Here is a 26,106-nt window from a genome sequence, read left to right as displayed (position 1 = left end):
AGGATGGGTTCCCCTGAAGCACCGGGCACCAAGCCACAAGAACGGAAGCTGCCGACCCTTCGACCGAATCTGCAATTTAATCGTGGAACCCCTACGCCTGATGGGGTGCCGACCTGGACCATCGTCGATCCAATTCGCAATCGGTATTTCCAGATCGAGTGGCCTGTCTATCAGATGATCCAACGCTGGAGCGCAGGAACCATCGAGAAGCTCCATGCCGCGATGACGAAGGACACGACCTGCCACACGACCATCGCGGATGTAGAAGACTTGGTGAAGTTTCTCTATACGAATAATTTGACGGAGCAGTCCGCAAGCGGGAAGCACACGGATTACCAGACTCAGGCCCAAGCCGGTGAACACAATTGGTTGATGTGGGTGGTCCACCACTATCTGTTCATCAAGATCCCGCTGGTCCATCCGCATAACTTTCTGAAGTCCACCCTGCCGTTTGTGGAGCCGTTCTACACAAGGATCGCTGGGTCGACCTTTGGTGTCCTGGGGTTTTTCGGGTTGATCCTGGTGGGACGGCAATGGGACACGTTCGTCTCGACGTTCCTCTACTTTTTTAATTGGCGTGGAGCCATCCTCTACAGTCTGTCGCTCGGTGCTGTGAAGATCGTGCACGAGTTGGGTCATGCCTATACGGCGACCAGGTTTGGGTGTCGAGTACCGACTATGGGTGTGGCGTTTATGGTGATGATGCCGGTCATGTACTCGGACGTGACCGATTCGTACCGCCTGACATCCAAACGGAAGCGACTCCTTATCGCGGCCGGGGGAATCATCGCCGAACTCGGACTCGCGGCACTGGCACTCTTTGCCTGGGGGTTCTTGCCGGAAGGGACGTTGCGGAGCATTGCCTTCATCGTAGCCACGACCAGTCTCGCGATGAGTTTGGTCGTCAACCTGAATCCGCTGATGCGATTCGACGGCTACTACGTGTTGGCGGACGGATTGGGTCTGCCGAATCTGCAAGATAGAGCCTTTGCCTTTGGACAATGGCGATTGCGGAATCTGTTATTCGGCCGTCATGGCGCAGCTCCAGAAACCCTGTCGACACGGGTGCAACACACCCTGGTGGTCTATGCGTGGGCGATCTGGCTCTATCGCCTGATCTTGTTCACCGGCATCGCGGTGATGGTCTATCACTATTTCTTCAAAGCCCTGGGCATTCTTCTCTTCTTGGTCGAGATTGTCTGGTTCATCGCCATGCCGATCTATCGGGAGCTGACCGCCTGGTGGAATAGTCGTAAGCTGTATGCCGCTTCGCCACGAGCTTGGTTCAGTACCGCCTGTCTGGTGGCCCTGTTAGCGATGACAGTGATTCCCGTACAGACGAGTATCTCGATCCCTGCTGTCTTGCAAGCCTCATCCTACGCGACCATCTTTGCGCCGACCGCAGGCCGTCTTCAGGAGGTGCTGGTGCGCGATGGGCAGGTCGTCAAAGCGGGGGATGCGCTTGTCGTGTTGGAAAATCCGTCGTTGGACAAAGACGTACGGCTGGCCGAAACCAAAGTCGCTATGTGGGACTACCGCCTTGGCCGATTGGCCGGCTACGGGCAGGATCGTGATCAGCGTCAGGTGATCGGGGAATCACTGCGGGCAGGACTCGCCGAACTGTCGGGGCTTGAGGCGAAACGAGCCAACTTAACCTTGAAGGCTCCGATCTCTGGAATTGTGCGTGATCGCGCGGATTCACTGACTACCGGACGATGGATAGACCAGAAAGTGCCGCTCGCATATCTCGTAGACGAGCACCGGACAGAGATTGAAAGCTTTGTGCCGGTCGACGAGCTGGCCTATGTGGCAATCGGGCAACCAGCGTGGTTTATCCCGCTCGATCTCACCAGGCCATCAGTTAGAGCCCATGTCACGCAGATTGCGGAGGTGGACGAGCGAGAGTTCACGGTGCCCTATCTCGCCTCGATATATGGCGGGGATATCCCTGTGCGAAAAGATGATATGGGGCGACTTAAACCTGAACGCTCTGTCTATCGGGTACGGTTGAGTTTAGACGAGGCGGCAATGGGTCCTGGCCTAATCCTGCCCGGCCATGTCCAGATCGAGGGCCAACCATCGAGCGTGGCCAAACGGGCATGGGATCAGGTGGCAGCGACCTTGGTCAGAGAGAGCGGCTTCTGACAGGATGTTGAAAAGGTCTCCGGCGGCGTTCTCACGTCGCTTAAGACCTCACCGTACCAACCGCGTACGCCTCGGCCGTTCGCTTGCTGCGGCCTTGCCGGAATGCCCTTTTGAACATCCTGTTGGAAGGCCAGGTCGCACGGCTCGAGTGGAACGGACAACGTCTGGGTCAGATTCAAGGCCTCATGCTTCACGAGATACGATTTGCGAGGCCCTACGCCGCTTGGGCGAGCATAGCTTGGTGAAATTGGTCGGTCACACAGAGCTGGAAGAACTGTCCTGCCTCCTGTTCGAAGCGGTCCAGCGTCGCCATCAGCGTGTCCCACTCCACGCGTTGAGTCGTGAAGTAGTCCTGGTCTAGCAGGTAAGCCGGTGTTCCCTGCTGATTGGCCTGCTTCGCATCTCGATACTGGACGAATCCATGTGTCAGACGGAATCGGTCTGTGCTCGCAGGGAGCGTCACCACCACCTCATGGCGGCTGCCTTGGAGCTGTCCTTTGTGGCCTGGAAGCGAAAAGGGGCCGAGTACCCTGGCGTTAATGAGCGCAGCCCACTGAATCTTTGTGAAACCATAGAGAGTCGGGCGCAAGAGGCTTTGGAAGCGCAGGCCGGCGCGGGCGCAGAAGGCCGGTTCATAGCTGGCCTGTAAGGCACGAACGGCTTCTGATACCTGAACCTGGAACGGTGGCCATCCGGTATAGTGACTGGTTCGGACTGTCAACGAATCCGGGAGCAAGAGGATCTCATGATCGTTGTCTTGACTGGCCAAACGGTAGCCTTGACGATCTTTGGTCGGCTGAAACAGCGGATAGTCTTTCCGGAGCTGTTCCTGAAAGAAAGCCGGCAACTCCTGGTTAATTTTCAGAATCATCGGGACCTGAACCTGGCAGGTCACGGAGAGGAGCGGTGAATGGGTGGATTGTTCCCAAACAGGATTCATGGTGTCGTACTCCTTCGAGAAGTGATCGGAGAACTGTACCAGTCGTATCGGTGGCTGGCGGAAACATCTTGATGAATCTGGTGTAAGGCGTGAGCCATGTGAGGCTGTTGGACACATTGTGCACGTTCAGGTGCTGTTTGTGGCTGGTTAGTGTCCTATTGAGAACCGTTGGAGTGGGTTCATGCCCGTTCCTGAGGACTGATGTGGACCAAAACCTGCACCGAGATCTCCAGTGCTGAAGAGAATGAGCCGATGAAGACCTGACAACGTCTTGTTGAAACCACGAGATCCGAGCCATGTTTGGACGAAAAAGACCCATCTCTTCGCCGCAGAAGAACAGGCCGAAGTCGGCGCTAAAGGCGCCAGCAGCGTCCCGAGTCAAGGCATCGCTACTCTCCCTTGAATCCCGCCTCATGTTCGATGCGGCGGCGGCTGCCACGGAAGTGGAAGTCAACCAAGAACAAGTCGCACAGGAGCAGGCTGAGGCAGCGATATCGAGCGACCACACTTCGGTATCGGAGAGCCAGCCGTCTGTTGAGAACCAAGAACTATTGCAGGCGATTACTAACTATTCACCTGGAGAGACGCCCACCGAAATCGCCTTCGTGGATCCCACCGTGCCAGATTATCAATCGCTCATCGCGGGGATGGGGGCCAATATCCAGATCGTCATGCTCGACGGTGGACAGGACGGGATGGAGCAGATCGCCGCGTCACTGGCAGGGCGAACGGGGATCAATGCCATTCACATCATCAGCCACGGGGTCGAAGGCCAGATCTCACTCGGCACCGGCACGCTGACGCAAGCATCCATGACCGGTCGGTATGCGGATGAACTTGCGAACATCAAGCAGGCATTGTCAGAGCAGGCTGACATCCTGGTCTATGGCTGTGATTTTGCGGAAGGCCAAGTCGGCCAGGATGCGGCCACGTTGCTTGGCCAACTGACCGGAGCTGATGTGGCAGCGAGTATCGACGACACTGGCTATGCCGGATGGGGGGGCAATTGGGACCTCGAACTACACATCGGGACCATCGAAGCGCAGACGGTTGTCAGCTACGACACCCAGGTTGATTGGGTCGGGCTGTTGGCAGGCGAAACGCCTCCCACGATCACGAGCTTGAGTGGGGATAGCCGGGCCTACAGCGAGGGGGCCGGGGCGGTGGTGATCGAAAGTGGGAACGCGGTGGTGGCCGATGTGGACTCGACAAACTTGGATGCCGGGACCTTAACCGTCTCCATTCCGGCCGGGGGCGACGCGGCCGAAGATGTGCTGAGCATTCGGCATCAAGGCACCGGGGCGGGCCAGATCGGCGTGAGCGGCGGCACGGTGACGTATGGTGGGACGACGATCGGGACGTTTACGGGGGGCAGCAGCGGCAGCAACTTAGTCATCACGTTCAATGCCAGTGCCACGCCGACGGCGGTGACGGCGCTGGTGCGCAACATCACCTATCAGAACACGGACACCGATGCACCGACGACGGGGGCGCGTACGGTGCGGTTTGTGCTGACCGATGGGGACGGCGGCACCAGTCCGAACTACAATACGACTGTGACCGTCAGTGCCGTCAATGATGCACCGACGGACCTGGCGCTGTCAGCGAACATAGTCGCGGAGAACGCGACGAACGGGACGGTGGTGGGCCTTGTCACGGGAACCGATCCCGATACCGGTGATACGAAGAGCTATAGCCTCACGGATACAGCCGGAGGGCGGTTTGCGATCAATAGTGTCACGGGCGAAATCACCGTGGCCGATGGCACCTTGTTGGACTACGAGAGTGCGACAAGCCACAGTGTGACGGTGCGGGTGACGGATGCGGGGGGCCTGACGTATGACGAGACGTTTACGATTAACCTGACCAATGTGAACGAGGCGCCGACGGACCTGGCGCTGTCAGCGAACATAGTCGCGGAGAACGCGGCGAACGGGGCGGTGGTGGGCCTTGTCACGGGAACCGATCCCGATACCGGTGATACGAAGAGCTATAGCCTCACGGATACAGCCGGAGGGCGGTTTGCGATCAATAGTGTCACGGGCGAAATCACCGTGGCCGATGGCACCTTGTTGGACTACGAGAGTGCGACAAGCCACAGTGTGACGGTGCGGGTGACGGATGCGGGGGGCCTGACGTATGACGAGACGTTTACGATTAACCTGACCAATGTGAACGAGGCGCCGACGGACCTGGCGCTGTCAGCGAACATGGTCGCGGAGAACGCGGCGAACGGGGCGGTGGTGGGCTTTGTCACGGGAACCGATCCCGATACCGGTGATACGAAGAGCTATAGCCTCACGGATACAGCCGGAGGGCGGTTTGCGATCAATAGTGTCACGGGCGAAATCACCGTGGCCGATGGCACCTTGTTGGACTACGAGAGTGCGACGAGCCACAGCGTGACGGTGCGGGTGACGGATGCAGGGGGCCTGACGTATGACGAAACGTTTACGATTAACCTGACCAATGTGAACGAGGCACCGACGGACCTGGGGCTGTCAGCGAACATGGTCGCGGAGAACGCGGCGAACGGGGCGGTGGTGGGCCTTGTCACGGGAACCGATCCCGATACCGGTGATACGAAGAGCTATAGCCTCACGGATACAGCCGGAGGGCGGTTTGCGATCAATAGTGTCACGGGCGAAATCACCGTGGCCGATGGCACCTTGTTGGACTACGAGAGTGCGACGAGCCACAGCGTGACGGTGCGGGTGACGGATGCGGGGGGCCTGACGTATGACGAAACGTTTACGATTAACCTGACCAATGTGAACGAGGCGCCGAACTTGGATGGTTCTCTGGAGTCAAATACGGTGATAGCGGTCCTAGGAGCTGCACAGCCTGTGGCTTCGGCAGTGGAGAGTGCAAACACAATTCGTGAGGTGGAAGTCCATCCGCTGGATGGCTTGGGGATGTCGATTGGAGTGAGACCTGAACCGTCATTCAGAGTGGACGCCATCATGACTCCGGCAAAAAATCTTCCACCCCTCGCTCATACAGTGGTTCTTGAACAGGCGGCTATTTTAGGAGGGAAGCAGCATCTACCTACTCCTTCCGACAAGAGAGAAGGGGGCACAATGAATTTCGACGCAACGGGGAACCTGGACGTTGCCCGCCTGGAATCACACAACCCGACTGTGCTGCATGCAGGAGAGATGAAGAGGACCTCAGACGAATCCAGCGGACTGGACAGGCCAATGGCGGCTGGGTTAGCAGGTATGATGATGCTGCACGGACGTACTGGTATGAAAGACAAGATGACTGTCATGAGCAGACGGATACGTGGGCTTTCTCAAGGGCCTCCGTCCGAGACGAAACCTGGGGAATCGAATGAAGATGAGGAAGAATCAGTTCCACAGGAATCCAGGAACGATCGCAAGGTCTCACCGAAATCTGGCCAGTCCTAACCCGCATGATTCATCAGCGCTTCTACTGCAATCGTGGATTTGCTGCGATGCCGAGCCTACGGCGGGCAGGCTCGCCCCTCGCGACTTTGAGGCCCTGTTTCTAGTACGCCGTCGTCTCTTGGGCCTCCACATGCCCGTCTCGCTATGAGACTTCGTGATGTCGTGAGAAACCGTCATGAATAATGCGGCCTAAGACAGTTGTCGGAATCCCACCTGCCGGACTACACGGCTTTGGGTGCCATTGCCTGATGGGGTAATCCGTGACGTGGGGCTGGAATAATGGTCCCGCTTCCTGTTTAAACCGACCCAATGGTGAAAAGACTCCTGCTCATCCAATCGCAGGGACGCGAAGTCGTCTTGATCGAGTGAGTAGGCCCGCGATTCAGGTTGCCGTATTTTTCCCTCGAAACACATTCCGTTCCCCTCACCACATCAACTAGTAGCTCTTCCAGGTCGTTCCTAGCGGTTTATGTGCGTTCTTTCTGCCTCCATGTGTTGCTTACTGGACCAATCCTTGTAGGCCTCGCATCGGATCTCTCGTTCTGGCCATTTAGGGCCGATAAAGACGAGACCCATTTTTTGTAGGCCGAGGGGGGCTAGTCGAACGATGTTCTGGCGAAAGAAAAAGCCACAGCCACAGACACCTCCTCAGCCGAGCCGCTCCTCGAAGCCGGCTTCCAACGACCCCAATGCCGCTCCGCCGAAGTTATCGCTCCTTTCCCTTGAATCCCGTCTCATGTTCGACGCCGCCGCCACGGCCACTGCGTCCGAAGTGAATCAAGAGCAAGTCGCGCAGGCACAGGCTGAGTCAGCAGTGTCCGCAGAGGGGAATGGAGGTGAGCCGACAGCGGCGGAGACTGAGTCGCAGGACCTGCTCCAAGCGATTGCCTCCTATAGCCCGGGTGAGTCCACGACCGAAGTCGCCTTCGTCGATCCCACCGTGCCGGATTATCAAACGCTCAGTGCCGGTATGGGACCCAATGTCCAGATTGTCATGTTGGACGGTGGGCAAGATGGCATGGAGCAGATCGCGGCCTCGCTTGCGGGCCGAACCGGGATCGATGCCATTCATATTATTAGCCACGGGGCCGAAGGCCAGCTTTCCCTGGGAACAGGCACACTGACGCAAGCATCCATGACAGGCCAGTATGCCGACGAACTCACGATCATCCAACAGGCACTCTCGGAACAGGCCGACATCCTCGTCTATGGGTGCGACTTTGCCGAAGGCGATGTGGGGCAAGACGCGGTGGCTCTGCTGAGCCAATTGACCGGCGCCGATGTCGCGGCCAGTACCGACGCGACCGGCGCGGCGAGCCTCGGCGGTGACTGGATCTTAGAGACCCAGACCGGCGCCATTGAAACGCACATTGCCGTGACCGATGCCCTGCAGATGGACTGGGTCGGGTTGCTGGACATCTCCACCGGTCTCCTCGGCAACTGGACGTTCGATACGAATGCCACTGACAGCAGTGGCAATAACTATAACGGTACGTTGACCAACGGCGCGGCGATTGACACGACCGATGCGACGGACATCGTCGGAGTAGCAAAGCTGTCTTTAGATGGCGTCAATGACTACGTCGATCTCTCCGCCCATAGCGCCAATTTGGCCGGACTCACCCAGGGCACGATTGCCGGTTGGATCAAGACCACGAGCACCTTTGAGACAATCTTCTCGATCTCCGATACAGCCGACACCGGGAGTTCTGCGGCGTTGTTCCTCGGTGCCTCGGGTTACCTCACCTACGAGGTGAGGGAGAACGGGGTCCTGCAGCTGGCAGTGTATCGGAGCAGTGCCACCATTAACGATGGCAATTGGCATCATGTCGCAGTAACGGTAGGGGCCTCCGGAAACAGTCTGTACGTGGATGGAGTTCTCGCAACAGCGGGCCAACTCACCTACGACGCCGGCAACGCAACGACACAAAGTTTCTTCAGCAGCGTCACCAGCCTCGACTCGATGGCCATCGGGCGGAACCAAGATTCTGGTGGAGGTACGTGGTATACGACTGGACTGATCGACGATGTCCGCGTCTACAACCGAGTGCTGACCGAGGGAGACGTCGCACAGCTCTATGCCACGAGCAACGATGCGCCGATCAACGCCCTGCCTGGCGCGCAGAGTATCAACGAAGACACGAATCTGGTGTTCTCAGCGGGCAACGGTAATCAGATCTCGATTACGGATCCTGATTCGAGCGGTGCGAGTTTTGAGGTGACGGTCTCCGTGACCAATGGCAGCCTCACACTCGCGGGCACCACGGGCCTCACGTTTATCAGTGGCGACGGCACGACCGATACGACGATGACCTTCCGCGGCACGGTGGCCAATATCAATACCGCGTTGAATGGACTTACCTATGCTCCAACCTCTGACTACAACGGCGGCGCGACTCTAACGGTTGCTACGCGCGATAGCACGCTCGTCTCGCTCGACATCGACGCCAACCTCCAAGCTCGCTACACCTTCGAGGGCACGGCTAACGATGTGGCTCCAGGCACGGCGCAGAACGGTACCCTGGGAGGGAATGCCACCTACGTGACGGACGCGCCACGCGGGCAAGTGCTCAGTCTCGACGGTGTCGATGACTACGTGCAGATTACCGGGAGATTCGGCGATCCGGCCAACGTGACGCTGGCGGCCTGGGTGAACCTGACGGCCGCAGATAGCCTCGGTTCCCACGTGATCTCGTTGGGCGACAGCGTGCTGCTTACGGTTGATGAGCCGAGCTTAGGGAATGGAGTGTCAGGTGTGTACTACAACGGCTCCACCTGGGTCAAACTCACCACTGGACAATTCATCGCCGGCACCGGATGGCACCATATCGCCTACATCTTTGACGACACGAATAACACGAACACACTCTACATTGATGGTGCGGCGGTGGCGACGGCGACGGCCAGTGCGTCCATTTCGTACACACAGGGAGCCAATAGTTTTATCGGCAAGCATGGCAACGGCCAAACGGCGTTCGACTTCAACGGTAAAATCGATGACGCGCGTGTGTACAACCGGGCACTGACGGCCAGCGAAGTGGCGGCGCTCGCTGCGGATGTATCCCTCACCGATACCGACGCAGTCGCGATCACGGTTACGGCGGTCAACGATGTGCCCACCATCTCTAATTTGAGTGGAGATAGCCTGAGCTATAGCGAAGGCGCCGGGGCGGTGGTGATCGAGCAAGGCGCCAATGCCCTCGTGGCCGATATCGACTCGACCAACTTCGATACCGGGACACTCACCATCTCCATTCCATCCGGCGGGGACAGCGCCGAAGATGTGCTCAGTATTCTCAATCAAGGGACCGGGGCGGGGCAAATCGGGGTGAGCGGCAGCACGGTCACCTACGGCGGCGTGACCATCGGCACCTTCACCGGTGGCAGCAATGGCACGAACCTCGTGATTACCCTCAATAGCAGTGCCACGCCCACGGCCGTCACGGCGCTGATCAAGAACATCACCTATGAGAATACGGATGCGGCGTCTCCCACGACCGGGGCTCGCACCGTCCGCTATGTCCTCACCGATGACGATGGAGGCACGAGTGCGAACTACGACACCACCGTGATGGTGACGGCGGTGAACGATGCGCCGGTCTTGGCGCTGGGCGCCACCAATCTGCTTACGAACGGCTCGTTTGAAAGCGGGGGGACTGGCTGGACCGGGAATTCCGGTGTGGAAGCTACTACCAGACCAGGGGATTATGGGATTCCCGCTCCCCCGGATGGAACGGGCTTCCTTGAGGTGGAAGGCGGAAATGCGCCGGCCGGCACCGAGAGCTATGTCGAACAAACCTTCACGACCGTCGTGGGGCAGACCTACGTAGTCAGCCTCTCTGCGATTACGCGGATGGATGTCAATGTGCAGGATCGGGGGGCGCTCAGTATCAATGGTGTTGAGATCGGCCGGTTCACGACCGGCACGTCTTGGCAAGACTATGCGGTCAGCTTCACAGCGACGTCCACCTCGTCCACCCTCCAGATCATCTCGAAGGGCTCGCTTTCGGGTACCGCGTCTTTAGGGGGGGATGCCGGAGGTTTGCTCATCGATCATGTGCAGGTCGTAGCCGTGCAAACAGCGGCAGCTTACACCGAGGGGGGAGCACCTGTGGTGTTGGCCGGTACTGCCCGGGTCTTCGATGCCGAACTGAGTGGCCTAAATACGTTCAACGGAGCGACCCTGACCCTCGCACGCAACGGTGGGGCGAATGCTGAGGATGTCTTCTCCGGCAGCGGCACGCTCAGCCTCAGTAGCGGCAACGTCGTGGTGGGCGGGACCACAATCGGGACCTACACCAATGGCGGCGGCACGTTCCAGATTACGTTTAATGCCAGTGCCACCAATACGCTCGTCAACTCGGCGATACAGCAGATTGCCTATAGCAACTCGAGTGATGCACCACCAAGCTCTGTGCAGGTCAACTGGACGTTTAACGATGGCAATAGCGGCAGCCAAGGTACGGGCGGAGCCCTGACGGCCACGGGGAACACGACCGTATCGATTACCGCGGTGAACGATGCGCCAATCAATTCAGTGCCGAGTGCCCAGAGCACCAATGAAGACACCAGTAAGGTGTTCTCATCAGCGAATGGGAACCAGATCTCGATTACGGATCCCGATTCGAGTGGGGCCAGTTTTGAGGTCACCGTTGCGGTAACGAACGGAACGCTCACGCTCTCAGGCACCGCAGGACTGACATTCACAGCCGGTGATGGAACCAGTGACAGCACGATGACGTTTCGCGGGACGGTGACGGCTATCAATACCGCGCTGAACGGTCTCACCTACAACCCCACCAGTGACTACAGCGGTGGGGCCACGCTGACGATTACCTCCCTCGACAACACGCTTGTCTCCCTGAATATCGACGCCAATCTTCAAGCCCGCTACACCTTTGAGGGGACGGCCAACGATGTGGCGCCAGGTACGGCACAGAACGGCACATTGACCAATGGTGCGACAATCATTACAGATGGCACTCGAGGCCAAGTTGTCCAACTCGACGGCATCGATGATTCGGTGGAAGTGAGCGGGCTGTATGGCAGCAGTCAGACCGTGACCTTAACCGGCTGGGTGAATCTCAATGCGGGCAGGACTGACAATTACATGATCTCCCTCGGTGACAGTATCGGGCTGTCTCTCGATGGTGGCTCCGGGGTCTATGGATACTTTTATGACGGCACCACATGGCAAACGACGGATTCTAGCCAGTTTGTAGCCGGGACCGGATGGCACCATGTCGCTTATACATTCAACGATGCAGCCGATACTCAACAGATCTATATCGATGGCGTGCTGACGGCAACTACCAGTTTTACCGGCTCCATTTCTTATACGTTGGGGACCAATAGCTCGATTGGGAAGCACGGAAATGCCGATACGTTCTATATGGGCGGGATGCTTGATGATGTGCGGGTCTATAACCGTGTGCTGTCTGCCGCCGAGGTCGCTGACCTCGCAAATGACCTTGCGCTGACCGACACTGATACTGTCGCGATCACGGTCACGGCGGTCAATGATGCGCCGGTGCTGACGGATACGGTATTGACGTTTGCCGTGGCGGAAGATGCAGGGGCGCCAAGTGGTGCAGTGGGCTCGCTGATGAGTGAGTTTACGAGTGGGATCACCGATGTAGATAGCGGGGCGGCGAAGGGGATTGCGATCACGGGGACGGACGAGACGAACGGGACCTGGTACTACACGATGAACGGGGGCACGACGTGGACGGCGGTGGGGAGCGTAAGCTCGGCGTCCTCCCTCCTCCTTGCGGATAATGGGAGCACGCGGCTCTATTTTGCACCAAGCGCGGATTACGCCGGCACCTCCACCGCAGCCTTGACTGTTCGGGCGTGGGACCAAACGAGCGGGACGGTTGGCTCCAAAGTCGATACAAGCACGAACGGGGGCACGACGGCATTCTCGAGTGCGACTGATACCGTTGATGTGACGGTGACGGCAGTGAACGACGCGCCGACGGATCTGTCGAGCGGTATCGAACTCAATACAGACGGTGGAAACGATGCCTATTTGATCTCGGATACCGGGTTGTCACAGTCGTTGACGGCTACAACGGTCGAGATTCGGTTTGCTGCGAACGATCTGCCCCTTGAGACCGTGTTGCTGTCCTTCAATAACCCCGCCGGCGACGAGTTCAGCATCCAGCTTGATGATCCATCAAACAATCTTGAGCTCGATTTTGGTGGGGGCACTGTTGCTCTCGCGAGTGCAATCGACTATCGGGCGGCACTGGTAGATGGTGCCGTTCATACGCTGTCAGTGGCATGGGATAGCACGGCTGGGAATTGGTCCGTCTACATCGACGGGAGCGTCATCGAATCGGGAACCGGACTCAATGTGGGGACCCCGCTGGATACGACCAATGGGCAGTTTGTCTTCGGACAAGAGCAGGATGGCCAGAATAGCGGGTATGATTCCACGCAATACTTCTCCGGCACCTTCTATGATGTCCGGATCTGGAACGATGTTCGCACCGCCGGTGAGATTGCCCAGTATGATCAGCAGCAGCTTGATGTGACACCGGCAGAAGCCGCCGCCATCGGGCTGGTCGCCAACTGGCAGATGGACGGTTTCGATGGCTCGAGTCAGGTGGTCGATATCGTCAGTGGCAACAACCTCAGCATCGCGCATGCCAGCGGTACCGGGTTCACCACAGGCGCCGTCGATTCACAACTGTCGATTGAGGAAAACAGTGCCAACGGCAGTCACGTTGGCTTTGTGACAACACAAGATCCCGATGCCGGTGAGGCGTTCAGCTACAGCCTCACCGACTCCGCCGGCGGGCGGTTTGCCGTTAATGCCACGACTGGTGAGATCACTGTAGCAAACGGTACGTTGCTCGATTACGAAGCAGCGACCAGCCACAATATCACGGTGCGGGTGACGGATAGCGGCGGCCTAACCTACGACGAGACGTTTACGATCAATCTGACAAATGTGAATGAAGCGCCCACCGGAGCCGATGCCACGATTACGATCAATGAGGATAGCTCCCATACCCTGGCGACGGGGAACTTCGGCTTTAGTGACGTCGATGCGGGGGACAGTTTGAGTGCGGTGCGGATTGATACACTGCCGAGCGTCGGTAGCCTGACTCTCTCCGGCGTGGCAGTCACTGCGGGGCAAGTGATTGCTGTGGCTGACATCACGGCGGGCAACCTTGTGTTCACCCCAGTGGCGGACGCCAGCGGCACAGGCTACGCGAGTTTTACCTTCTCTGTACGGGACAGCAATAACGCGTACGATGCTGCACCCAATACGCTCATCTTCACGGTGAGTGCGGTGGATGATGCGACGGTGGTGACGGGGGGCACGAGCGGGAGCGGCACCGAGGATACGACCGTGACCGGGACCCTGACGGCGACGGACGTCGAGGGCTTAAGCGACGGGACCGTGTTTACGGTGAGCGGCGCGGCAACGAGCGGGACGGCGAGCATCGATCCGGCGACGGGCTTGTGGAGCTATACGCCGACTGCGGATTTCAACGGCAGCGACAGCTTCACCGTGACGATCACCGACGATGCGGGAAACACGACGACGCAAGTGATCAACGTGACGGTGACGCCGGTCAACGATGCGCCGACGATCACCAGTCTCTCCGGCGACAGCCTGAGCTACAACGAAGGCGCCGGGGCGGTGGTGATCGAGCAAGGGGGCAATGCGCTGGTGGCCGATGTCGACAGCACCAACTTCGATACCGGTACCCTCACTGTCTCCATTCCATCGGGCGGCGACAGTGCGGAGGACGTGCTGAGTATCCGCAATCAAGGGACTGGGGCGGGTCAGATCGGCGTGAGCGGCTGGAACATCACTTACGGCGGCACCACCATCGGGACGTTCACCGGCGGCAGCAGCGGCAGTAACCTCGTGATCACGTTCAACAGCAATGCCACCTCCACGGCCGTGACGGCCCTGGTACAGAACATCACCTACGAGAACACGGATACGGCAGCCCCGACGACGGGGGCCAGAACGGTGCGATATGTATTGACCGACGGCGACGGCGGCACCAGCGCCAACTACGACACGACCGTGACGGTCAGCAGCGTCAACGACGCGCCGACCTTTGGCGTGGGAGATGGGCAGGCCACGACCAGCTTCGGGTCGGGCTGGGAGTTCGGCAAGGAAACCATCCTCCAACCGGACGGCAAGATCCTCGTCGCCGGGTACAGTGACAGCGGCGGCAGCGATGACTTCAGCCTGACGCGCTACAACGCCGATGGCACGCTGGATACCAGCTTCGGGGGTGGGGACGGCATTGCGCTGGCTGGCATCATCGGACGCGCCGAAACGGCGGTCCTGCAGCCGGACGGCAAGATCGTCTTGTCCGGGTACACGACCAATGGCGGCTACCAAGTCTGTTTGGTGCGCTTCAACGTCGACGGGACGCTGGATACCAGTTTCGGTGGCGGCGATGGGATTGCCTCGTCTGGAGTCTATGGCTCGGCGAAGGATGTGGCGCTTCAGACCGATGGCAAATTCTTGGTCGCGGCCGACCTGTCGAACAACAATTTCAACCTGATGCGGTTCAATAGCGACGGCTCGCTCGATACCAGCTATGGCGGTGGCTCGGGGTACGTCAGTACCGATCTCGCTGGGAGCACGGATCGTGCGGACAGCCTCACCATCCAATCCGATGGGAAGGTGGTGCTTGCAGGGTTTGGGTTCAACGGAACCAGCTTCGATTTCGCGCTGGTTCGGTACAACACGGATGGGACGCTGGATACGAGTTTCAACGGTACCGGAAAGGTGTTGACCGACTTTGGCGGGAACAGCAGTGATACGGGCAACGAAGTGCGGGTCCAGGCCGATGGAAAGATTGTGGTGGCAGGATGGAGCGACACCGGGGGTACCAACGATGTTGCGATCGCCCGCTACAACGCCAACGGGACGTTGGATACCGGGTTCGGCACCGGAGGCCAGGTGATCCTCAACCTCGGTGGGAACGATCTCGCTGAGGGGCTCACGATTCAGGCCGATGGGAAGATTCTCGTCACAGGTACGGCCGGGATCAACGGAAACGATTTTGGCCTGGTGCGACTCAACCCCGACGGCTCCTTGGATACGACCTTCAGCGGCGATGGGATTGTCACGACGGATTACACGGCATCCAGTGATGACCGGGCCTATAGCGTGGTGGTGCAGAGCGACGGGCACATTGTGGTGTCAGGCACCTCGAAGGTTGGTGCGCTCGGGGAGTACAACTATGCGTTGACCCGGTATACCAGCACCGGTGCGTTGGATACCACCCTCGATCCGGTCAACACCCTGGATGGGACGCCGACCTTCACTGAAGGCGGATCCCCGGTCGTTCTGGATGGCGATGTGCAGATCGTTGATGCGGAACTCTCGGCGCTGAACAATTTCAACGGGGCGACCCTGACCCTCACGCGCAACGGCGGGGCGAATGCCGAAGATGTCTTCTCCAGCAGCGGCACGCTGAGCTCCATTACTGCGGCCAGCGGGAATGTCGTGGTGGGGGGCACCACCATAGGAACCTATACCAACAGCGGCGGCACGCTGGTATTCACCTTCAACAGTAATGCCACGAACAGCCTCGTCAACTCGGCGATGCAGCAGATTGCCTACAGCAACTCAAGCGAGGCCCCTCCGTCCAGCGCCCAAATCAATTGGACCTTCAACGATGGGAACACAGGGGCCCAGGGAAGCGGTGGTGCGCTCACTGCGACGGGTAGCACCACCGTCACGATTACGGCCGTCAATGATGCGCCGGTGCTGGCGGATACGGCGCTGGCGCTCACCGTGGCAGAGGATGCCGGGGCGCCGAGTGGCGCGGTGGGCTCGCTCATCAGTGCGTTTACGGGTGGGATCACCGATGTGGATAGCGGGGCGGCGAAGGGGGTCGCGATCACGGGGACGAACGAGACGAACGGGACCTGGTACTACACGACGAACGGAGGCACGACGTGGACGGTTGTGGGGGCGGTGAGCTCGGCGTCCTCCCTTCTCCTCGCGGACAATGCGAGCACGCGCCTCTATTTTGCGCCGAATGCGGACTACAACGGGACGAGCACCGGGGCCTTGACGCTGCGAGCCTGGGATCAAACCAGCGGGACGGCGGGGACGAAGGTGAGCACGGCGACGAACGGGGGGACCACGGCGTTCTCCAGTGCGACCGATACCGTGGATGTCACGGTGACGGCAGTAAACGATCCGACGGTGGTGACGGGGGGCACGAGCGGGAGTGGGACCGAAGACACGACGGTGACGGGGACCCTGACGGCGACGGATGTGGAGGGCTTGAGCGACGGGACGGTATTTACCGTGAGCACCAACGCGACGCAGGGGACGGCGAGCATCGATCCGGCGACCGGGCTGTGGAGCTACACGCCGACGGCGGACTGGAACGGCAGCGACAGCTTCACCGTGACGATCACCGACGATGCGGGCAATACGGCGACGCAAGTGATCAGTGTGACGGTGACGGCGGTGGGGGATATCACCAATGACAGCCTGACGACGGCGGAGGACACGGCGATCAGTGCGAACGTGCTGACGGGGACGACCGGAGCGACGGCAGATAGTTTTGAAGGGACGCCGGTACTGACGGGGGTGACGCAAGGGATGAATGGGAGCGTGACCTTCCTGGCGAACGGGACGGTGACCTATACGCCGAATGCGAACTTCACTGGGAGCGACAGCTTTACCTACACCATCACGAGCGGGGGGGTGACAGAGACCTCGACGGTGACGGTCACGGTGACGGCAGTAAACGATCCGACGGTGGTGACGGGGGGCACGAGCGGGAGTGGGACCGAAGACACGACGGTGACGGGGACCCTGACGGCGACGGATGTGGAGGGCTTGAGCGACGGGACGGTATTTACCGTGAGCACCAACGCGACGCAGGGGACGGCGAGCATCGATCCGGCGACTGGATTGTGGAGCTACACCCCGATCGCGGACTGGAACGGGACGGACAGCTTCACCGTGACGATCACCGACGATGCGGGCAATACGGCAACGCAAGTGATCAGTGTGACGGTGACGCCGGTGAACGATGCGCCGGTCTTGACGGCTAACATTGGCAGCACCGTGGCTGAAGGCGGGATCGACCTGATCGACGCCAGCGAATTAGCCGTCACCGACGTGGATAACAGCGCCGCCCAATTGACCTATACCATCGGTACTGGCCCGCTCTATGGCCGATTGGAACTGACTACAGCTCCAGGCGTCACGGCCACCACCTTTACGCAGGCTGACATCGTCGCGAATCGACTGATCTATGTGCACGACGGGTCGGAAATCACGAGCGACAATTTCACCTTCACCGTCAATGACGGAGCCGGAGGCTCGTTGGGCGTCACAACCATGAGCCTGACGATCACGCCCGTGAATGATGCGCCGACGATCACGAGCAACGGGGGTGGGACCACGGCGGCGATCAGCGTGGCGGAGAATGTGAGTGCCGTGACGATCGTGACCGGGGCCGACGTGGATCTGCCGGTCCAGGCTCTCACCTACAGTATCAGTGGGGGCGTCGATCAGGCGCGGTTCACGATCAATGCGGTGACGGGGGCTCTCAACTTCACGGCGCCACCGGATTTCGAGGCGGCGACGGACGCCAATGGCGACAACATGTATGTGGTGCAAGTCCGGGTGACCGATAGCCAAGGGGCCAGTACCACCCAAACTATTCAGGTCACGGTCACCGATGTTCTCGAAAGCGCGCCCCCCCCATCGCCACCGGCTCCGGTTGTTCCTCCGGTCCTGGTATCGCCTCTGCCGCTACCCGGGGAGGAGACTTTTGGTCCAGGGACATCTCGACCGGTTGCTCCGGTCACCTCGGTTAACAAGGAGCTGATCCCCCCGCCAGTTCTCCCCGGACCCATGAGGCCTCCGCTCGAGGGGGCACCCGTCACTGTGGGGCCAGTGCTCATCGTGCCGTCCACGAACCGTCCCGTGGAGCGGGTGCCCGAGGAGCCAAAACGGCCAACGGCCGATGAACGAGAGACCCCGCTCTTTCTTGTCAACGATGACCAGGGCCGCCCGCTCTTCAGCGTCTTACCCGTGGAGCCGGTGCCTACATTAGAGCCAGACCCTCCAGAGCGCACCCCCTCCGTGAGCGATCTGCTCATGGCCAAGCTCGATGAGATGACGGTCTCGCTCGAACAGGCCGTGGATGTAGCCCAAGAGCACCATGAGCTGATGGCACGAGTGGCGGCGGTGACCGGCACCACCTTGTCGGTGGGCTTTGTGGCCTGGGCGCTCCGGAGCGGCGCCATCTTGGCGAGTTGTTTGGCGACCATGCCGGCCTGGCGGCATTTTGATCCGCTACCGGTGGTGAAACTTACGCGCAGTGAGCGCAAACATCGGCGTGATGAAGCCACACAAGCGCAGCGGGAAGAAGCAGAGGAATTCAAAGGCCTCAAACGTGTCCTGGACGATAAGCCTCCCCTCAAACGATCGGCCTGACAGACTGACGCTTCTGTTCCAGTAACCGGAGCTCTTGGGAGTACGCGTCGGTGAATGCGCGTACTGCGTGTTGGACGTGCTACCCGTCATCTAGGATCAGGACTCATTAAGGTTTCGCCTTCCCCCGGGAACTGATTGGTGCTTCACTCTGGCTGAGAGGTGGCCATGAGTGACGAGTTTCTGTTAACCAGACAACAGTTGAACAGGATCACACCCTATTTCCCGGTGTCGCACGGTGTGCCGCGCGTGGATGATCGGCGGGTGATCAGCGGAATCATCTATGTGATCCGGTACGGCTTTCAGTGGAAGGATGCGCCGACGGCCTATGGCCCGCACAAGACCCTCTCCAACCGGGTTGTACGCTGGAGCCGAGCGGGGATCTTTCACAAGATCTTCCGCGAGTTGTCGAGACCGTCCAGAACCAAAGACTGTCTCATGATCGACGCCACCCATCTCAAGGCTCACTGAACGGCAGCCAGCCCTACTCAAAAAGGGGCAGTACCCCGTGGTATTGGCCGCACGAAAGGTGGCCTGAATTCCAAGCTCCACGCAGTCTGCGACGGCGAGGGTAAGCCGGTGCATTTGTTACTGACCGCCGGGCACACCAGCGATGACACTGGCGCGAGATGCCTGCTGCCCAACTTTTCGCCTGCCACACATCTGATTGCCGACCGCGGGTATGATGCGGATTGGTTCATCACCGCCCTCAAGAAGCAGGGTGTCACACCATGCATTCCACCACGCAAGAACCGAACGATACGGCACCGCTACAGCAAAACCCTCTACCAACAACGGCACAAAATCGAGATCATGTTCAGGCGGATCAAGGATTAGCGCCGGATTGCTATGCGGTATGATCGGTGTGCTCACACCTTCTTCTCGGCAATCTGTCTCGCAGCCACCATCATCTTCTACCTGAAAGAATGAGTCCTGAGCCTAATCGACCAAGTATGTGATACCAATCGACCTTCGTCGAAGTTGTTTCAGCGCAACAGGACGATCCATAACCCTCACATGAGCAATATGTTCAGGTTCATGTGCGATCAGCGTTTATTCACACACCGCTTCTCTCTCACGAGCAACAGGCCAACGACAGCAAGGAACAGTAATGGTCGTAAGGCATCAACTGTTCGTGATCTACTGAACGTACAACCGCTGCTTGGTCAACAGAAACTTCTCACTCATGGCTACCTCCCGCCATAGTGAAGCACAAATCACTTACGGGGGGAACCCACAAACTTAATGAGTCCTGAGCCTAGTAATTTTAATCTCAAATGAGGATGCGCAAGGAGCTTCCCCTACTTTTTCCCCCAGGTATAGATTTGAGACACCGCGTAGTTCCACACAGCGCCGACCAAGACCCCAGCAAGCGCCGCGATGATCCACTGTGTTCGGTTTTCAAATAAATAGGAGGCGATGCCGACGTTGGCAAAAGCGCCGAGACTACAGGCGAGCATGAAGCTCACGAGCCCTTTGAACCAGGCCACTCCTCGTAGCCGAGCGTCCCGGTAGGTTAAAACGTTATTGAGGGTAAAATTAAATGTCATCGCCGTGCCTGTCGCCACAGATTGAGCAGTGGTAAAGGCCCAGTCCAGTCCATGGAATACAACGCTCAGTACCGCCATGTGGACGAAGAGACCGATACCGCCGATGACTGAAAAGGCGAGAAAGCGCACGGGGACATAACGACCGATCGTCTTGTCCGCCAGCAACATGGCATATTCCCAGACGACCATCTCATCCAGCTTGCTTTCCCCGGCGAGACGATCTCGGAAGCGGTAGGGCACTTCCGTGATGCGCAGTGGCTGCTTGGCGGTGGCGAGAACATCGAGTAGGATTTTAAAGCCTAAACCCGAGAGATGGTGGACGGTTGACTCCAACACCTTCCGTTGTAGCATGAAGAATCCGCTCATTGGATCCGAGAGGGGCTGTTGAAGAATCAATCGGCTTGCAGTCGTCGCAAGTTGACTCATGACCTTGCGCGATTCGTTCCAATCACCCGTGCTACCACCAGCAGCATAACGGGTTCCGATTACCACATCCGCCCCACCCTCGATCTCGGTGAGCATTGTGGGCAGAATCGTTTCATCATGTTGCAAATCGGCATCCATCACCGCAATGGTGGGCGCCGATGCCGCCATCATCCCTTCAATACATGCCGACGATAATCCGCGCCTGCCGATCCGTTGCAGACAACGAACCCGAGGATCAGTCCGTGCAATATCGCGTACGACGGCTGCCGTCCCATCGGGCGAGTCATCATCAACGAAGATGATTTCCCAGCCTGTCAGGCTAAGTGTCACTTCGAGGCGACGCAGCAACTCTGGGATATTCTGCGACTCGTTGAATGTAGGCACGACGATTGACAGCTGAAGCCTCAACGCACGCATGCGTGTAGTACCTTTCTGAGCCCGAGCCTATTGCAGAACAGACAATCGACGCGCGTGCTGAGTGAGGGGTCTCTTCTGGCGCGAGGTCCCTTTGGGCAGTGCTTCTGTGGTTGCACCTGTGACGGGTATGTCATCGTGATCCTCACCGCCTCAGCTCCTTCATGCAGAATATCACAGTGGACTGACCAGTAGGACGAGACGTTTGTCGGTGGCAATGAAGGTAGTCATCACCGCGTGAATCGTTACGTCGACGGAGCGTCTGTAGCGGTTCTTGATTCATTGAGCATGTATGCTAGCTCGTGATTTGTGTCAATGGTTTGTAAATGTCTTGGAGATAGACGGGGTGGAGGAGCTGATCACGAGACGGTTTGAGGTGTGTGACCTGACCATTCAGACAGGTATGAGTCGGGCTGCCGACTGTGTTAACGATCGGCAACCACATCAGTTTCCTTTTCCCATCTTCTGTAGGGGCATTGATACGCCCGAGTGTCTTGAGGGCACGGCGATAGTTCGGTTAACGTACAAAACGCTCAATCGGAGATCGATCTGTAACTTATTGGAGGGGGGAGGAGATATGTATCAATCTATGTTCCAGCAGCGTTCTCGTTTACTGTCGTCAGGGCTGTCTGTGTGTCTGCTTGTGGCGGCGGGAGTTGGGTGTTCCGCTAACAATAGCACTAATAATACTAATACCTCAGGAAATCCTTGCGACCCTACTTCTTCCTCGCCTGTAGGCTTTCCTGTTCCCCAGGGACCTCCTGCCGTTACTGGAGGCTTCGCCTATGCGGTGAAGACTTCTTCGCATAAGGTCGTGTGGTATAAGGTCGAGAGCTCGGGAGTTTTGACATCGAGTGGGGAAATCTGTACGGGATTTCAACCGACGTTCATTGCAGCAAACAGCACCAGGAAGCTAGCGTATGTGACGAATTTTAGTTCGGACACAGTGTCGGCCTATGCGATTGGAACGGACGGAGCGCTGGCATCGCTGGGTTCGCCGGTTCCAGCAGGAAATAGGCCTGCTTCTATCACCGTGGATTGGGCGCACAACTTCGTGTATGTCACAAATTTTGACTCGGATACCGTCTCGGTCTATAGGATTGTCGCGAACGGGTTGCTGGAACTGGTAGAGCATAAGCTTACGGGTGGAGGTCCTGATGCCGTCGCCATCAATAGCACGGGAACACGGGCCTATGTCGCGAATTTTAGAGCAGACACTATCTCAACCTATAAGATTAATGCGACAACGGGAAAATTGGAGGATGTGACAGTGCCCAACGTGCCTTTAGCAACTGGTTTAGGCCCAAATGCGATCGCGATAGACCCAACTGGATCATTTCTCTATGTCACAAATGAGAAATCGAATACAGTCTCGACGTATAGCATTAATCCAACAGGGGAACTAGCACCGGTGCCGGGTCTGCCCGTCTCCACAGGGAGTGGCCCGGAGGGTGTGACGGTTGATCTGACCAGGAAGTTTGCCTATGTGACAGATGGCCAGGCAGATACTATCTCGACCTATACAATTGATGCGGGAGGCGTGCTGACAGTGGGACCAAAGGTTGCTGCAAGCGGCGACCCGGAGGGTATTACGGTAGATCCGACGGGAAAGTTTGTCTATGTGGTGCATCGTGATACGAAGGATATCTTTGTCTATATGATCAATCCGGCAACTGGGGAACTGACGTTTCAGTCAAGCGTTCCACTCTGAGTTCCTTCTTTGAGAGGGAGCAGATAGTGCTCTCTGAGTGGCTCCGGTAGAGCTGCACAGAAAGCAAATTTGATTAGTCGTGTAACGGCCGGCTTCGTAAGAGGCCGGTCGTTCTCGTTTCAAGCTCAATGTGATCCGAGATTTCCTGATCGATCCCTTGTATTCACTGGAACAAAACATGAGCGATGGTCTTGGGTCCGGTGTTGCACAAGCCCGGTTAGTGACCCCTCACATCGGTAGGGTTAGTAATGCGTCGACGGAGCTCAGTATAGGCGAGAAAGACGAAATCCGATCCAGTTGCTATGAATCATGCTTCTAGTATGGGACAAGTGTGCGTTGCGGATTGAGGAGATGACGCGAGAGTCTTACTTCTTGGCCGTCGGGGGCATGTATTTGATCATCTCGCTGGCAAGCTCTCGTGCAATGTCCTTGAGACTCGGCTTGATGAACATATAACTGTCTGACCGTTCGTGGCGGGCTTTCCAGACTGTCGTGCCTGTGGCAGCATCGATTAGTCGAAGACTCAGTCCCACTCGTCCAACGTTATCACCTTCCTTGCGGACGTATTCCCAAGAATTGACGCGAACCACGAGGAATGCATCGACGTTCAGTGCTTTCCCAAGCTTGACGGCCGAATCTTTGTCGGATTGTCCGGTCATCTCCAAACGAGAAAAGTAAAACACAAGTGAATCAAACGCCTCTTTCGAGGCCTGGAAGATGTCTGTGACGTTTTCAGGCGAGACGACCCGCTCAATATTGCCTTGTCGGTTCAGTGCTCCCACCAGGACATCCTGAATATCCTCGCGTGCGCTGTCATACTGGCTGGCCATCGGTGGCAGGACCGCGATGGTCTGAGGTCGAAATACCCTGGCGCCGGGGCCTTCCCACACTTCCTGCAATCCCCCGCAACCGTTGAGTAATGTGACAAACAATAGGAGAGATAGGATGTTCACAGATGATCGAGCTCGCATAGGTTTAGTATACCATTAGAACGTCAAGGAAATTGAAGCGGACACGAGCGCACCCTTTTCACGAAAGTCATACCCCCCACCGGCATCAGCCCGGAAATTAAACCACCGCATCCCCAGGCCCGCTGTCGGAATAAATGGAGTTGATGCATCCTGCATATTTTTGAATGTTCCGATCCGAAACGAAAGAAATTCCGACAAAATCGTCTGTTCAAGACCCAAACTCAACAGCTGGCTCTTCACCCCTGGGACAAAGGTCTTGTTCGATGTCGCATCCACATCGGCTGTTAAGGTCAAAGTCGAATAGGGGTTCACTGCGAGACCGACTCGGACTTGGGGTTCCAATTTCAAAGTGCCCCCACCGGCGGCATCGAACGTCGGGGTGTTGAGATCTTTCGCGACAACTCCGACTCTAATCCAGGAGGATGGCCGATAAATTGCCCCCATGTCAATTCCGTAGGTTGTAGAGATGTTCGGTTTCCCGAAGTGATCGGTTGTGCTGACCCCACTTCCCCCTTGGAGTTCAGTGGAGCCATTGTACGACGCACCTTGAATGACCTTTGCCGTTATCCCGATAGAAAACGTCTTGTCGGCGAAGGCATAGGCATAGGAAAAGGCTAGTTGCCTGGCTTCCAGGCCGCGAAGGGCCATCTGACCAGTCACGGTAACCGGTGATCCTGGCCCAGCTGGTGGGGTGACCGTAACGGGCGTTGCGAGGAATCCACCCCCCGTGGCGACATCCGATACGTTGAATCCGAATGCATGTTCACCGAGGTGCCCTTTGAAATAGAGCCCGGCTGATCCGTTGACCGAAACCATCGCACCTGGTCGATTGATACGGTCGGCAATTGACTGAGCTTTCACCTGGTTTGCCGGAGAGAGATCGTTACGATCGAAGTTCTCCAGGTCATGTAAGGCATCCCCGATGCCGAGCCGATCCGTTGCTTGCCCACCGCCTTGAAGGCGAACGTCTACGGTTTGAGTCATGGCCAGGCCGGCGGGGTTCCAATAGGTGGCGAGCGCATTGGTTGTGACGGCAACTCCGGCTCCGCCCATGCCCATGGCGCGAGGGCCTGAGATGACAAATTCCGCCGCCGATGCGAGTGACGACCATGCTGACAGGGCCAACAATAGGCCTATCAGGCTTGTTCGGAAGGGCGATGGACAGTGCATGTCAATCTCTAGGTAAATGCGAATCTACGCGAGTCTAGAGAAGGATCAAATGTTCGTCAAGGAATCGCAGGTTGCTCACCGGCCAGTGTGAGGGGCATGAGGCGGTCGTCCAACAGGTGGCTCCCGAGATACACAAGGAATGCGAACGAGAGAGGACTCTCGTCGGATGGTGAGACGTCTTCAGACGATTTGTCCGTCTTGCATGTGAATAATGCGGTCGGACTGGGCAGAGAGCTTGTCGTTATGCGTGACGATCACGAAGGTCGTGCCGCGCGTCTTGCTCAACGTGCGCATCAATCCAAACAACCCATCCCCGCTGTGGGTATCGAGGTTGCCGGTCGGTTCATCAGCCAAGACGACATTTGGCTTTTGCATGAGGGCACGAGCCATGGCGACTCGTTGTTGTTCTCCTCCTGATAGTTCACCGGGCTTGTGATGCAATCGATGTCCCAATCCAACCTCCGTGAGGATGGTGGTGGCCTCTGTTTTAACAGTAGTGGGGTCGCGACGTTGCACGAGCGCCGGCATGCAGGCGTTTTCCAACGCCGTGAATTCGGCGAGTAAGTGATGGAATTGGAAGACGAACCCGATCCGTTTATTGCGGAACTCCGCTTGCTGCGCCTCGGTCATGCGAAAGAGGTCTTGCCCGTCGAACGTGACGGTTCCACTGCTCGGTTTATCGAGGGTGCCGATAATGTGGAGCAAGGTGCTCTTACCGGCCCCGGAGGCGCCTACAATGGCCACCAGCTCGCCGCGCTGTATCTCAAGATTGATTCCCTTGAGTACGGGTACTTCATAGGATCCCATTGAGAAGGATTTATATAGATTGGTGACGTTTATCATGTTCCGTGATGAGTGATGAGGACTGAAGCCTGAGGCTTGAAGGATTGAGATAGGAATGACGACTCAGTTCTC

Annotated in this window: 9 protein-coding genes and 1 pseudogene; 5 read left to right on the top strand and 5 right to left on the bottom strand. The window is 57.8% G+C overall.

What is annotated here, in order from left to right; all coding sequences use genetic code 11:
- Positions 1–3 precede the first annotated feature (3 nt).
- Positions 4–2,145, top strand: coding sequence for a site-2 protease family protein (locus COMA1_RS11535; protein ID WP_090748571.1), 2,142 nt, complete (start codon positions 4–6; stop codon positions 2,143–2,145).
- Between the two features lie 214 nt (positions 2,146–2,359).
- Here COMA1_RS11535 and COMA1_RS11530 read toward each other — a convergent pair whose 3' ends face one another.
- A complete protein-coding gene (locus COMA1_RS11530) occupies positions 2,360–3,085 on the bottom strand; it encodes a TIGR04255 family protein (RefSeq protein ID WP_176698003.1) in 726 nt (241 codons plus the stop codon).
- A gap of 296 nt (positions 3,086–3,381) precedes the next feature.
- On the opposite strand from COMA1_RS11530, the gene COMA1_RS11525 reads away from it, so the two are divergent.
- The 3 genes and pseudogenes from COMA1_RS11525 to COMA1_RS11515 all read left to right on the top strand — a co-directional run bounded on the left by COMA1_RS11525 (position 3,382) and on the right by COMA1_RS11515 (position 19,879).
- Positions 3,382–6,495, top strand: coding sequence for a DUF4347 domain-containing protein (locus COMA1_RS11525; RefSeq protein WP_090748567.1), 3,114 nt, complete (start codon positions 3,382–3,384; stop codon positions 6,493–6,495).
- Between the two features lie 607 nt (positions 6,496–7,102).
- Complete coding sequence (locus COMA1_RS11520) at positions 7,103–18,952, top strand: tandem-95 repeat protein (RefSeq protein WP_090748565.1); 11,850 nt, start codon at positions 7,103–7,105, stop codon at positions 18,950–18,952.
- 165 nt (positions 18,953–19,117) lie between these two features.
- Positions 19,118–19,879: pseudogene (locus COMA1_RS11515) on the top strand (IS5 family transposase).
- Positions 19,880–20,250: 371 nt separating this feature from the next.
- On the opposite strand, the gene COMA1_RS11510 reads toward COMA1_RS11515, so the two are convergent.
- Positions 20,251–21,342 carry a glycosyltransferase gene (locus tag COMA1_RS11510; protein ID WP_090748562.1) on the bottom strand — a complete coding sequence of 364 codons (1,092 nt, stop codon included), beginning with the start codon at positions 21,340–21,342 and terminating at the stop codon, positions 20,251–20,253.
- Between the two features lie 787 nt (positions 21,343–22,129).
- On the opposite strand from COMA1_RS11510, the gene COMA1_RS21080 reads away from it, so the two are divergent.
- The gene (locus tag COMA1_RS21080; RefSeq protein WP_176698002.1) at positions 22,130–23,050 is read left to right on the top strand and encodes a lactonase family protein; all 921 of its coding nucleotides are present in this window, start codon (positions 22,130–22,132) and stop codon (positions 23,048–23,050) included.
- A 365-nt stretch (positions 23,051–23,415) separates the two neighbouring features.
- On the opposite strand, the gene COMA1_RS11500 is transcribed toward COMA1_RS21080, so the two are convergent.
- The 3 genes from COMA1_RS11500 to COMA1_RS11490 all read right to left on the bottom strand — a co-directional run bounded on the left by COMA1_RS11500 (position 23,416) and on the right by COMA1_RS11490 (position 26,034).
- A complete protein-coding gene (locus COMA1_RS11500) occupies positions 23,416–24,003 on the bottom strand; it encodes a hypothetical protein (RefSeq protein WP_141654316.1) in 588 nt (195 codons plus the stop codon).
- A gap of 33 nt (positions 24,004–24,036) precedes the next feature.
- Positions 24,037–25,191, bottom strand: a complete 1,155-nt coding sequence (gene traF / locus COMA1_RS11495; protein WP_090748556.1) for a conjugal transfer protein TraF — start codon at positions 25,189–25,191, stop codon at positions 24,037–24,039.
- A gap of 180 nt (positions 25,192–25,371) precedes the next feature.
- Entirely contained in the window at positions 25,372–26,034 is a 663-nt protein-coding gene (locus COMA1_RS11490; protein WP_090748554.1) for an ABC transporter ATP-binding protein, read from the bottom strand.
- Positions 26,035–26,106: the final 72 nt, after the last annotated feature.

It is taken from the genome of Candidatus Nitrospira nitrosa, assembly GCF_001458735.1.
GTDB lineage: Bacteria > Nitrospirota > Nitrospiria > Nitrospirales > Nitrospiraceae > Nitrospira_D > Nitrospira_D nitrosa.
This window is presented reverse-complemented; position numbering and strand designations above follow the sequence as displayed.